Raw genomic sequence first — 12,767 nt, 5'->3', positions numbered from 1 at the left:
CTTTTTAGAAAGGGATTCTATTTGAATGATAGATTGCAAAATAGTGTTTTAGCTGATCGCTTTTTTTAGTTTTTTGAAAAAGATTTCTTCTCTATTGGCAATGTCCAAAAGTTCATCGGCAATAGTGTTGTAGGCGTCTTCTTTGGCACTTCTGTTTTTGTAAATTCTTGAAGCTTCAACAGCAAAATCACGCCATGAATCTCCAATTTGTGTCATTTCTTTAGAAAGTACTTTCAGTTCTTCGTTAACCAAAATAACCGAAGCTTCCTGTAAAAATGCCGCATAAATAAAACGGAAACCACCACCACCAGTTCCAATTTCTTCCTGCATGCGAACCATTTGCGCCAAGTAATGATTGGCTTTTCTAACGCCATGTTTTGCAGGCCATTTACGAATCTGGCGAGAAACCATTTTGACGCCGCGAACACCAACAATTGGCATTGGCGCGAGCATATCTCTGCACGTATTTTTGATTCCTTTTATGATGGCGCTTTTTAAATCAACATCTTTTGGAATCTGAATAGGATAGTACATTTGTCCGCGAGGTGCAAAAGCTCCTTTGGCAAAACGTACTTTATTCATGTCTTCATAAGTTAAGGTCGTAACGGTTTCCATTACTGGATCGCTCACTAAATACTCGGTTTCAGTTTTTCCGTAAACGACTAAATTGTGCGCGTTGAAATGAAAACGATATTCGTCTGGGAAATAACTTAAATTGTAAACGCCAACTTGTAATCCTGTTGGAATATTGTTTTTTAAATTTTCGTCTAATGCTTTATTGGCATTTGCTATAGAAGAAAATTTTTGTCTTTTTATTTTTAAATTTAATCGGTTGGCCACTTTATTGAAAATCTGTCCAGGCAAAGTTCTATAACTGATTGCTGGTGCATGATTCACTTTTATAAAAGGCAGATATACAAAAAACAATCCAGAGCCAATACCAAAAACCATCGGTTCGCTAATGTTTAGTCCGCTATTTTTTAGCAGATTCGACGCTACTCCATTCTCGCAATGAGCAGACTGATGATGTGTGAAAGTTAATTCCATTTATTTGGTAATGCTGTTTTTTAATTCTTCGATTGATACTCCAAAAGTATCGGCATATTTTTTCAGGATTTTATCGTTTAGTTTGGCAAAAACACTAGGCTTAAAATGTCTTTTTACGCGCCATTTCCAAAACCCAACATAACTTGATAATATGTTAAGATCCATTTTATTGGCTTCCATAAAATATACAATCGGACTTGCTTCGCCATTTAAAACCTGTTGTTTGGCATCGGCAATTCGTTCGTTTATTTCATCAATAGAATTTGAAAGTGCTATTGTTTTAGGTTCCCAGCCTGTACTTAATGTTGTGGTATAATTGCCATTTTCATCAGTTGCGTATAAAAGCTCTTTTACATTATTCTTAGTTAAGTTACTTTGATCCTGAGGTACTTGATCTTTTTCCATTACCTAGTTTTATTATTTTCAAGTGGAATTATTACGAAACCGAAACCGTCTTCTGAATAAATAGATTGATTTCGCATTCTAAGAGTATCTGGTCTTCGAGTAAGCTTTTGCAGCTCATTGTGCACAAAGTATAATCGTCGCCCGCAAATTTAGAAACCAGATTGGCTTTTGTTATAATCGTATCGCCAACTTTTGGCAATGCATGAATTTTTACACTTTTTAAAGCGCTGATAAATCCAATTACATTTACGTTTTCATTTTCGATTCCGTTGTCGTCAAAAAAATATTTTTTTCCAACAATTGCAGAACAAGTCTGTGCTGTATTTTCGATTAAACCTGCTTCGATAAAAATAGTATTCTGAACAAAAATATTGTCTTCTTTTATCAAAAAGATGGTTTCTACAAAGTTGGCATCTATATCCAAAATCAAATCCACCATAAGCATTGGCGCTCGGTGCGGTAAATAATTTTGTATGTCAACTGCAGAACTAGTTTTCATCGATTGCTTTTATTTTGCCAAAACGGTTTTCATTTGTCCTCTGGCAATCTCTTCATTATTTAACGTCGTAACAATATCAACCAAAGTAATTCCTGCAAATTCTTGCAGAATTGTAACTTCAGATTGAATAGTATCGCTAAGCTTTGGAAGTTTCTTAATTTCAATTTCTTTAATAGAACCAATATAGCCTGTTGGAGCAACTTCGTTTTTCAAAAAATATTGATATCCTGTATGTAATGCGACAGATTGTGCCATATGTTCTATTAATCCAGCTTCAAGAAAAATATCGTCTGAGACAAAAATATTTTCGCGCTGAATTTCTAAACCAGAAACCAAAGAAGTTTCAGAATAAGAATGCATAGCATCTACCATCACAAAAGGAAACTTTTGTGGCAGTAAATTTTCGACCATTTCTTTTTCTAAAAGCATTGTTTCCATTAACAAACAGTTAAATAGGCATAAGCAAAAGAAAATCTTCCGCTTTCTGGAACAGATAATAAAATTTTATCTCCTTTTTTCAAATTCCCTGAACTCATCAATTCTTCAAGAGCCAAATAAATAGAGGCAGAGCCTACATTTCCAACTCGAGAAAGATTCATGAACCATTTGTCATCGCTCATTCCGATACCTTTTTCATTTAATCCTTTTTTCAGTCCTTCAACAAAAAAGTTAGAAGAAACGTGAGGAATGAAATACGTAATATCTTCCGATTTAATATTGTTTTTATCCATGGCGTCTTTCATGCTTTCAGCACCTTTTGACAGGATAAATTCGTCTAATAATTTAACGTCTTGTTTAATTGAAAAAACAGATTCATTCAACCATTGTTCTGGAGAATAATCGCTCCAGCCTTTAATTTCTCCATTTTCCAATTTATCACCTCCGGCATACATGCAAGTTTCTAATTCGTATGCATACGAAAAAGCTTCCATCCATTCGATTTTAAGTGAAATTGGTCCTCTTGGTTGGTTTTCCAAAAGAAAAGCTCCTGCGCCATCTGACAGCATCCAACGTAAGAAATCTTTTTTGAAAGCAATAATTGGTTGTTCTTCAAGGCTTTTTAAATTATCGGCCTCGTGATTGTATTTTTGAGCATTCAGCCAAGTAGAAACTTTTTCTGATCCTGTGCAGATTGCATTTTGTGAATTTCCAGATTTAATAGAAAGAAAACCAAATTTAAGAGAGTTCATTCCAGCACAGCAAACTCCTGTTGAAGAGTTTAATTCTACCGATTTATTTTTTAAAAGACCGTGAACCATCGCAGCATGCGAAGGCAGAAAAATGTCAGGAGTTGAGGTCCCGCATGAAAGTACTTCTAAATCTTGTGGCGTAAAGTTTTCGTCAAATAATGGTAAAATAGCATTTTTGGTTAATTCAGCATTGCTGTGAGTGCTTTTTCCTTCTTTGTCAACAGCGTAATATCGGCTTGTAATTTTATTATTGCGCAAAATAATGCGTCTTGCTTTAGAAGCAGTATCATTGATAAGGCCTAAGTAGGCTTCCATTTCGTCATTTGAAACGGCTTCGTTTGGCAAATATTTTGCAGCTTTTGTAATATATACTTCAAACATAATTTAAATTTCGTCTTCTAAACTCCCTGATAATATTGAGTTTCCTTTTTTATAGATTTTAACTTAAGCGGATAGGTAATAAGGTGCAATATATACACTATTGGTGAGATTAACCATATCGCAAGGAATAAATAAACATTAAATACTTTAAGCAGCTGTTTTCGGTTTTTTTGATTTTTATAAATGATATTTGACCATTTATTAAAAATTTTATTGGCTGTTTTGTCAACCGTTACCAGATATGAACTTATTTTTACAGCCCCAGCATCTACCAATTTTGGCTGTAATTGGGCTAAATTATTTTGCTGTAAAGAATCAAGCATGATTTCTCCAAACTGACTTGATTCTTGAATATCTTTTTCTGAAACTCCAGGAAGCGGAAAAATACCTAAATATTTTTTCTTAACCCCAGAAAACATCCATTCTACAATTGTAATAACGCTGATTAGATTTCCAACACGATCTACCAAAGCTACATTTCCAACCAATTTGCCATTTGCTTTTCGCAGCAAAACTTTGATTTTTTCCTGAGCCATAATCCACATGTTTCTGGAACCGCTAATGGTAATAACAGGTGTATTGTTCAAAATTTTCTTGGCATCATCACTTTTCAAAAATGAATTGATCGGAATAGAAGGTGATAAATACCAAACTTGATAATGAAATAATACCAAGTCAAATTTTGTATTTAAAATTTCCTCAGGAACAGGTTTTAATGCGGTTGGAATCTGTAAAAAAGATTCTGGAAAGGCATCAAAAAATGATTCTTTGTTCCATGGAAACGGAAACGGTTTTTCTAATTGTATTTCGTGAAATGTAAGGTTTATTTCGTCTGAATTTAAGAATGGTTTTGCAATATTTTTTGCAATAGATTCCAACTGTCCAGATTGGGTATAATAAATTACGAGAACATTTTTCATTTAGGTTTTTTGGCTTTGGTGGTCAGCAAAAATAAGTAAATTTATTTAAACGAATTTTCTTATTCCTACGAATGGCCTAGAATTCCTAAATTTTTGATTTATTCAAAAAAAATGAAGTTAAAAGAGTTTATTCGGTGTTATTTTGGCAATGAATTTTTGTTTTCTAACTGGTTCCAAAAATCAAAATAATTGAACCATTGTAAAGGGTAACGATTCAAAATGCTTTCTACGCTTTTTACATATTCTTTCAAAAGCGCTTTTTCGTCACGATGTTTTACTTCGGCTTCTCTTGCGTACAAATGATAATGAAGGTTTGGTTCTTTCATTACGTAAACAAAAACTACTGGGACTTTTAATCTTGAAGCAATTAAAAACGGACCCGCAGGAAAATTGGCTTCTTTGCCCAAAAGGTTTTCAGAAAGTGATTTTGTTCCTTCAAAATAACGGTCGCCAGTAAAGCAGATTAATTCATTATTGGCCAAAGCGGCATTGATCTCAAAAATATGAGAGAGATCTTCTTTAATGATGATAAATTTTACGGTTGGTTTTTGAGAAACACTTTCTAGATAATTCTTAATAGCAGAATGTTCTAAATCTGTTGTAACAAGATTAATTTGGAAATTAAGGTCAATGTCTCCTAGAAAATGTTCTGCAATTTCAAAATTACCAACATGAGCGCTAATTAAAACACCGCCTTTTTTCTCGGCAAGTAATTTTTTTAGTGTTTCTATTCCATCAAATTCATAGGTAAATTTGTTTCGCATTCCTGCCGAAATAGAAACTTTATCAATAATGGTCTGTCCAAAAGTATAATAGCTTTTGAAAACCATTTTTTTGGATTTGAAATAGGAGTATTGAAGTCTTTCTTTAAAATAATAGAAAATGGCTTTGTTGCTTTTTCTTAGAAATAAAAAATAATAAGAAGCAACAAAATAAAGTAAGACATAAGCAGCTTTCACACCCGCTTTTTGAATTAAAAAAACGAATATTTTATAACCTAAAACAGTTCCTTTGGATTTACCATCCCATTGACTCATTTAAGCTGATTTGGCTTTTATTTTAGTTTCGATTAAGTCATAAAAACTTTGAAAATCAGAAATTCCAACAAAATCTGCTTCAACTAGTTTTACACCAAAGTTTGCCTCTATTGAAACGACTAAGTCAACATAATCCAGACTGTCTAACCCAAGTGTATCTTTTAAATTAGCATTTGGTTCAATGTCGTCATTATCAACTTCAAATTCATCAACTAAAAAACCATTAATTTTTGCTATAATCTCTTCTTTATTCATTGTTCAATTTAAACTTTTTAACCACCAACGCAGAGTTGGTTCCTCCGAAACCGAAAGAATTGGACAAAAATATGTCAAATTTTTTGTTTAACGTAGTTTTAACTAAATTTAATTTTGACGCATCTTCATCTGGGTTTTCCAAATTGATGTTTGGCGCGATAAAATCGTGCTGCATCATGAGGATAGAATAAATGATTTCGCTTGCTCCCGCCATCCAGCATTCGTGGCCTGTCATGGATTTTGTAGAACTTACCGGAGGATTTTTTTCTCCAAAAACTTCAAAAATAGCTTTGGCTTCATTAGCATCTCCAACAGGTGTTGAGGTTGCATGAGCATTTATATATTCAATATCTGAAGCTTTTAATTTGGCATCATCAAGTGCACGTTTCATAGCTGTTGCAGGTCCTTCAACGTTTGGAGTTGAAATGTGCCCTCCGTTTGAAGAAAATCCGTAACCGCCAATTTCTGCAATGATATTGGCACCGCGAGCAATTGCAGATTCGTAACTTTCCAAAATTAAAGTTGCGCCACCACCACTCGGAATTAATCCGTCGCGACCAATATCAAAAGGTCTTGAAGCTTTTGTCGGATCGCCTTCTCGGTTAGAAAAAACACCTAATCCATCAAAACTGCTCATGGCATATTTATTAATTTCCTGAGCGCCGCCAGTAATGACAATATCTTGGAAACCGCTTTTAATTAAAAAATAAGCCAAACCAATAGAGTGAGAACCGCTGGCACAAGCCGCACTCACAGTAAGATTGATTCCGCGAAGTTTAAAAATCGTCGAAAGATTCATCGTTACCGTAGAATTCATCGACTTAAAAATAGCACCAGAACCAATTAAGGCAGTGTCTTTTTTCTCGCGTACAATGTCTGTTGCGTCAATGATTGCTTTAGAAACACTGTCGTTTCCGTACATGATGCCTACTTCGTGTTCGTCAAAAAAGGCATCATCAATGTTCGCATTTTTTAATGCTTCTATAGTTGCCATATAAGCATACTCGGTTTCTTCACCGATGCTCATACGTTGTCTTCGCGTCAATAAATTTTTAAGATCGGCTTTCGGAACCATTCCTGTTAAGGCCGACTGGAAACCAAATTCTTTACGTTCAGAATCAAACTGAATACCAGATTTTCCTTCGTATAACGAATCTTTTACTTCGTCTAAAGAAGTTCCGATACAAGAATAAATTCCCATTCCAGTAATTACAACTCGTCTATTCATCGTCTTTCAAAAGTAATTTTTTATCCTTAAAGTGTAATTTTTTAATCTTGCCGCAAAGGCACTAAGGCACTAAGTTTTTTTAAAGTCTTTTTGCTTAAACTTTGCGACTCGGTGTCTTTGCGAGCAATTTTCTATGTATAAAAATCTTAAAATAATCTCGCAAACATAGTATTCTTTAAGAATATATTCCGCCATTTATGTTGATAATTTCTCCTGTAATATAGCTTGCTTTTTTAGAAATCAAAAAGCTTACCAAATCTGCTACTTCTTCGGCTTCTCCAAAACGGTTAACCGGAATAAGTTTTAGTAATTCTTTTTCGTCCAGTTGACTTGTCATATCGGTTCTAATGAAACCTGGAGCGACAGCATTTACAGTAATATTTCTTTTGGCAACTTCTTGAGCCAAAGCTTTGGTCGCTGCTACAATGGCACCTTTTGCAGCCGAATAATTGGTTTGTCCTGCAGTTCCTTTTACTCCAGAAACAGAAACCATATTTACGATTCGGCCGTATTTATTACGTAACATTTTTTGAATAAAAAACTGCGTAACATTAAAGAAACCGTTTACGCTTGTATTCATAACGCCATTCCAGTCTTCTGGTGTCATCCACATAAAAAGACCATCTTTTGTGATTCCGGCATTGTTTACAATTGCTTCAACCAATTTTTCAGGATTTGCTTCCTGCCAAGCAGTTAAAACATTTTGTACTTCTTCAAAATTAGAAACATCAAATCCCAAGATTTCGCCTGTTGCGCCTAATTTTTGTACTTCTTGTAATGTTTCTTCGGCAGCTGTTTTATTCGAATGATAATTAATCAGAATATGATAATCGGATTCTACGGCCAGTTTTTTACAAATCGCACTTCCAATTCCTCTCGAACCGCCTGTTACTAATACACACTTCATTGATGTAGGGTTTATTTTTTATTCGCCATAAATGAAACCGCTTTATAGCATGCGATTTCATTAATGCAAATGTCTAATTTATTTGGAGATAAATATTATTTCTTTTTTTTTGGTGCTGGTTTTGCCGCAGGTTTAGTTTCCTGTTTTGGTTTTTCAGCAGGAGCAGCTACTGGTTGTGGTTTTTCGGCACTTTTAGAAAACAATTCAGCATTTTCAAACCATTGGTTGGCCAATACAGTTCCGTCAGGTCTTAAAAATCCCCATTTTCCTTCGTTTTTTACTCGAGCAACGCCATCAATAAATCCTTTGTCTTGTTGTACAAACATTGCAATTATAGCATTTGCAGTAATGCCGTATTGAGTTGGAATTACCAGTTTTCCAGATTCATTGATAAATCCCCAATTGCTTTCTTTTACTGGAGCTAAACCGTTTGTGCTAAAAACTTCTGCATCGTTGTAAGTTGGTTCAATCACAAATTTTCCCTCTGGATTAATGAATCCCCATTTTTTTCCAACTAGAACTGGAGCTAAATTTTTTGAGAACGCTTTTCCTTTATCATAAATAGGAAGAATTGCCCAATTTCCTTTTAAATCGATGTAACCGATTTTTCCGTTCTTTTTAGCGAAAGTCAAATCTTGAGTTTCAAAATCCCAGATTTTTTCAGCTCCGTCAACAGGAACAAATTTTCCGCCGCTTACAAGACCGAAAGTTTTGTCTTTTCTTGCCCAAGTTGTTCCTTTAAAATAATTTCCAACTTCGGCATAAACTGGTTCAACCAATTCTTTTCCGTTAGTATCAATAATTCCCCAGTTTTTGTTCAGTTCCACTCTGGCATAACCATTTTCAAAAGGTTTGATCTGATCGTATTTTGGTTCTAAAACAACATTCATTTTGTTGTTGATTAACCCCACTTTATTATTTTGTCTGAAGAAAGCAACGCCGTCATTAAAATCAAATACTTTGTCAGTAGTTGGTCCTTTTTGAATTTCTCCCTTTGTATTAATGTAAACCCAGTCTTTGTCTTTTTGTACAACTGCAATTCCGCTGTTAAAATCTTTAGCGTCTTTAAAATCAGCAGGGATTACCCAAGTTCCTTTTGCGTCTATAAATCCCCATTTTCCGCCATTTTCTACAGCAGCCAATCCTTCAGAAAAACTTTTAGCAGACTTATATTGAGGTTCGATTTTAAAAGATCCGTCTTTAGACAGATATCCAATTTTAGAATTTTTCTTAACTAATGCTAATTCTTGACTATTAACAAATTGAATGCAGCTTAGCAATAAAAAAACAAGAGACTTTTTCATGATTTTAAGATTCAATATTAATACTGTAAATTAAAGATTTTTAACTGTTTATCAAATAATCTTTTACTTTTTGAACAAAAGGATACATCACTTGGTCCTCCTTAAATTCTGGAATTATATTTCTGATATCGTCGTACCATTTTTTTGTTGTAGACGAAATTTGATCTTTTTGTTTTAAATAATCGATTGCCTGAACAATTGTGATTAATTCGATTGCCAAAACTTCAAATGAGTTTTCAATAACTTTTGATGTAATGACCGCAGCATTGGTTCCCATACTTACAATGTCTTGATTATCATTGTTGTTTGGGATACTATGTACGTACATTGGGTTAGACAACATTTGGCTTTCTGCCGTTGTTGAAGTCGCTACGAACTGAACGCCCTGCATTCCGAAATTAAATCCTAATGTTCCTAAGTTTACGAATGGAGGAAGAATTTCGTTGATTTTAGAGTTCAAAAGATAATTCAATTGACGTTCTGCCAGCATCGTTAATTTCGTAATAACGATTTTCAGTTTATCCATTTCAAGCGAAATATAATCTCCGTGGAAATTTCCGCCATGGTAAACATGTTTGTTTTTTACGTCTATAATTGGGTTATCGTTTGCCGAGTTAAATTCGTCTTCTAGAATAGAAGCTACATTATTTATAGTTTCTAAAACTGGTCCTAAAATTTGAGGAACACAACGTAATGAGTAATATTCCTGAACTTTTTCTTTGAAGATTTCTTCGGTATTTTCGCCAGAATATAAATGGTCTTCTCTTTTACGGATTAAAGTACTGTCAGAAAGATTTTGTCTCATTCTTTCTGCAACTTCCTGTTGTCCTTTATGACGTTTAGTTTGGTTTAATTCTTCTGAGAAATGATCGTCATAAGCTTGAACCAATTCGTTAATTGCACAAGAAGCTTTTAACGACCAGTCTAATAATTTTTTCGCATAATGAACATTTACAACTCCAATCCCTGTCATTACAGAAGTTCCGTTAATTAACGCCAAACCTTCGCGAATTTCTACCTGAATTGGTTTTAAGCCTTCGATTTCGAAAACTCCTGCAGTTGCGCGTCTTTCTCCTTTATAAAAAACTTCACCTTCGCCAATTAAGACTAAAGCTAAGTGTGATAATTGTACTAAATCTCCACTGGCACCAACACCGCCGTGTTCGAAAATTAAAGGCGTAATATCTCTGTTGATTAATTCTGCCATTAAATGAATTACAGAAGAATGAACTCCCGAATTTCCTAAAGAAAGTGTATTTAATCGAGCTAGAATTGCCGCTTTTGCGCACTCTGCATTTAATGGTTTTCCTGTTCCAGAAGAGTGGCTTCTAATTAAATTATATTGCAGCTGGATTTGGTCAGACTCTTTAATTCTGTATTGAGCCATTGGTCCAAACCCTGTATTTACGCCGTAAATTACTTTGTTTCCTGAGAATTCTTTTAAGAAATTAAAACTTTCGTTTACTCGATTTAAAACCACATCGCTTATGGCAACTTTGCTTTTTCCAAAGATTATAGCTTCAAATTCTGCTAAACTTAAATATTCATTTATTGTATTCATTAAATCGATTTTGATTGCGCTAATTTAATTTTATTTATCAAAATAAATGTAGTTATTTTGATGATGGCAAATGTAGGTTAATTAATGATAATAATTCTAATATGACAAAGGAGTTTGTTGATGTTTTAGTGATTGGTGCAGGACCATCTGGATGTGTTTCGGCATCTTATCTTTATAAAAACAATGTAAAGGTTAAAGTTGTAGAAAAAACAAAGTTTCCAAGACTTGTAGTAGGCGAAAGCCTTATTCCGCGTGTAATGGATCATTTTGCTGAGGCAGAATTGTTTGAAGCTCTAGATGCAATGAACTTTGAAAAGAAATTAGGAGCTCGTTTTATCAGAGGAGAAGAAATCTGCAATTTTGATTTTAGTGTAAAATTTGGCGAAGGCTGGGATTGGACTTGGCAAGTTCCAAGAGCTGATTTTGATAATACAATGGCTCAAGAAGTCATAAGAAAAGGAATTGATTTAGAATTTGAAACTGAAGTTTTGGAAGTTTCTTTTGAAGGAAAAAATTCAAAAACTATCGTAAAAGACAAAGACGGAAACCTAAAAGAAATTCACGCTAAATTTATCATTGACTCGAGCGGATACGGACGCGTTTTGCCGAGACTTTTAGATTTGGATACGCCTTCAAAACTAGATCCGCATTCTTCGATTTTTACGCATGTTAAAGATATTAATAGAGAAGAAGGAGTAGAGGGAACTCAAATTTCTTTTGATATTCTGGAAACCGAAGTTTGGCTATGGGTGATTCCGTTTTCTAACGGAAATACAAGTTTAGGCGTTGTTGGTCCGACGGATTTTATCAATTCTCTTTCTGAAAATAAAGACAATGCAGAGGCTTTGAGAAACGCCATTCAGAAGTCTGATTATTATATTAAAAGATTTGCTGGAACAGAGTTTTTATTTGAGCCTGTTAAATTAGAAAATTACTCAAGAGCGGTAAAAAGAATGTATGGCGATGGTTTTGCTTTGACAGGAAACAGTTCAGAATTCTTAGATCCAGTTTTCTCTTCGGGAGTTGCTTTTGCAACCGAATCTGGAATGCTGGCAGCAAAATTATATTTAAAGGAATCGCAAGGAATTCCGGTTGATTGGGAAGTGGAATTCACGCAATACATGAAACGTGGAATTGCCGTTTTCACGACTTATGTACAAGAATGGTACACAGGAAATCTTCAGACTTTGTTTTTTCACCAGCCTGAAAATCCAGAAGTAAAAGAAAAAATATGTGCGGTTTTAGCAGGTTATGTTTGGAACGAAGAAAATTCGTTTGTCAAGAAACATGATCACGTAATTGCTAATATGGCGTATTTATTAAATATGCAAAAAGAACAAAGCCCTGAATAATCAGGGCTTTTTTTATTGAAAAACAATTCACTATGTAGGAATATGTTTTTATTTATATGCTTTTTTTACAATAAGTTTAGACATTGTTTTTGCAGTTTTTGCAAATCCTTCGCCAATTCGAGTTTCATTATTAAAATTGCTTCCCCATTGATCTCCAGGAGCCTCCTCACTGTTAATTTCTAACAAGACATTTGATTTGTTAGCCGTTTCAACAAACTTTAAATTGGTTGTTACTTTTGCTGGCTGTTTCATGATTCCAGCATCCCAACCTGGATAAATCCAAACTGCCTGTACAATTAAAGTATAAGGAGTATTTAATCCTTCTTGAAAGTTTAATTCTTTCTTTTCCTTAGTCAAAACAACGTTTGCAATTTCTAAGAATTTTGGGGTCCATATTTGATCTTTTGCCACGATCCATCTTTTTTCCCAAAGATTTCCATTTCCTTTTGCCTTTTCATCTAAATCTGCTTTGTGCTCTTTTACGTATTGCGCTTCAGACTTTTTCTCCTTCATCATAGTAAAATTACTATAATCAAATACGGTATTGATTTCTTTTTGATCTTTTAAAAAGTCAAAATTGCCTTGAACAATATTAATGTCCTGAGCAAACATCGCTCCTGAAATAAAGAAGCATGCAATAATTAGTTTTTTCATTTTTTTGGTTAATTGATTAGTTTTTTT

General features: G+C 34.1%; 14 protein-coding genes. 1 reads left to right on the top strand and 13 read right to left on the bottom strand.

What is annotated here, in order from left to right:
• Positions 1-48: 48 nt before the first annotated feature.
• From darH to flxA, 12 genes are all read right to left on the bottom strand, one after another.
• Positions 49-1,047 carry a BtrH-related acyltransferase DarH gene (gene darH, locus AAYQ05_RS01260; RefSeq protein WP_343540625.1) on the bottom strand — a complete coding sequence of 333 codons (999 nt, stop codon included), beginning with the start codon at positions 1,045-1,047 and terminating at the stop codon, positions 49-51.
• A complete protein-coding gene (gene DarG / locus AAYQ05_RS01255; RefSeq protein ID WP_343540623.1) occupies positions 1,048-1,452 on the bottom strand; it encodes a flexirubin biosynthesis protein DarG in 405 nt (134 codons plus the stop codon).
• Between the two features lie 31 nt (positions 1,453-1,483).
• Positions 1,484-1,951 (bottom strand): hotdog family protein, encoded by a 468-nt coding sequence (locus AAYQ05_RS01250; RefSeq protein WP_343540621.1) that lies wholly within the window; start codon positions 1,949-1,951, stop codon positions 1,484-1,486.
• 9 nt (positions 1,952-1,960) lie between these two features.
• Complete coding sequence (locus AAYQ05_RS01245; RefSeq protein WP_343540620.1) at positions 1,961-2,389, bottom strand: hotdog family protein; 429 nt, start codon at positions 2,387-2,389, stop codon at positions 1,961-1,963.
• The gene (gene darB, locus AAYQ05_RS01240) at positions 2,389-3,522 is read right to left on the bottom strand and encodes a dialkylresorcinol biosynthesis protein DarB (protein WP_343540618.1); all 1,134 of its coding nucleotides are present in this window, start codon (positions 3,520-3,522) and stop codon (positions 2,389-2,391) included. The genes AAYQ05_RS01245 and darB overlap by 1 nt, the downstream gene beginning before the upstream one ends.
• A gap of 17 nt (positions 3,523-3,539) precedes the next feature.
• Positions 3,540-4,442 carry an NADPH-dependent FMN reductase family protein gene (locus AAYQ05_RS01235; protein WP_198854996.1) on the bottom strand — a complete coding sequence of 301 codons (903 nt, stop codon included), beginning with the start codon at positions 4,440-4,442 and terminating at the stop codon, positions 3,540-3,542.
• Positions 4,443-4,579: 137 nt separating this feature from the next.
• Positions 4,580-5,479, bottom strand: coding sequence for a lysophospholipid acyltransferase family protein (locus AAYQ05_RS01230; protein ID WP_343540616.1), 900 nt, complete (start codon positions 5,477-5,479; stop codon positions 4,580-4,582).
• On the bottom strand, positions 5,480-5,734 hold the full coding sequence (locus AAYQ05_RS01225; RefSeq protein WP_008465907.1) for an acyl carrier protein: 255 nt from the start codon (positions 5,732-5,734) through the stop codon (positions 5,480-5,482). It lies immediately after the preceding gene.
• On the bottom strand, positions 5,727-6,962 hold the full coding sequence (locus AAYQ05_RS01220) for a beta-ketoacyl-[acyl-carrier-protein] synthase family protein (RefSeq protein ID WP_343540615.1): 1,236 nt from the start codon (positions 6,960-6,962) through the stop codon (positions 5,727-5,729). Before AAYQ05_RS01220 ends, AAYQ05_RS01225 begins: the two co-directional genes overlap by 8 nt.
• A 175-nt stretch (positions 6,963-7,137) precedes the next feature.
• Positions 7,138-7,869 carry a flexirubin biosynthesis SDR family reductase FlxB gene (gene flxB / locus AAYQ05_RS01215; protein ID WP_343540614.1) on the bottom strand — a complete coding sequence of 244 codons (732 nt, stop codon included), beginning with the start codon at positions 7,867-7,869 and terminating at the stop codon, positions 7,138-7,140.
• Positions 7,870-7,964: 95 nt separating this feature from the next.
• Entirely contained in the window at positions 7,965-9,173 is a 1,209-nt protein-coding gene (locus AAYQ05_RS01210; protein ID WP_343540613.1) for a WG repeat-containing protein, read from the bottom strand.
• A 40-nt stretch (positions 9,174-9,213) separates the two neighbouring features.
• The gene (gene flxA, locus AAYQ05_RS01205) at positions 9,214-10,734 is read right to left on the bottom strand and encodes a flexirubin biosynthesis tyrosine ammonia-lyase FlxA (protein WP_343540612.1); all 1,521 of its coding nucleotides are present in this window, start codon (positions 10,732-10,734) and stop codon (positions 9,214-9,216) included.
• Positions 10,735-10,835: 101 nt separating this feature from the next.
• On the opposite strand from flxA, the gene AAYQ05_RS01200 reads away from it, so the two are divergent.
• Complete coding sequence (locus AAYQ05_RS01200; RefSeq protein ID WP_198854991.1) at positions 10,836-12,086, top strand: NAD(P)/FAD-dependent oxidoreductase; 1,251 nt, start codon at positions 10,836-10,838, stop codon at positions 12,084-12,086.
• Between the two features lie 48 nt (positions 12,087-12,134).
• On the opposite strand, the gene AAYQ05_RS01195 is transcribed toward AAYQ05_RS01200, so the two are convergent.
• Positions 12,135-12,740 carry a hypothetical protein gene (locus AAYQ05_RS01195; RefSeq protein WP_278019942.1) on the bottom strand — a complete coding sequence of 202 codons (606 nt, stop codon included), beginning with the start codon at positions 12,738-12,740 and terminating at the stop codon, positions 12,135-12,137.
• Between the last annotated feature and the right edge of the window lie 27 nt (positions 12,741-12,767).

The organism is Flavobacterium movens (assembly GCF_039581425.1).
Taxonomy (GTDB): Bacteria; Bacteroidota; Bacteroidia; order Flavobacteriales; family Flavobacteriaceae; genus Flavobacterium; species Flavobacterium luteolum.
The sequence above is the reverse complement of the archived record's forward strand: the minus strand, read 5'-3'. Positions and strand labels throughout refer to the sequence as shown.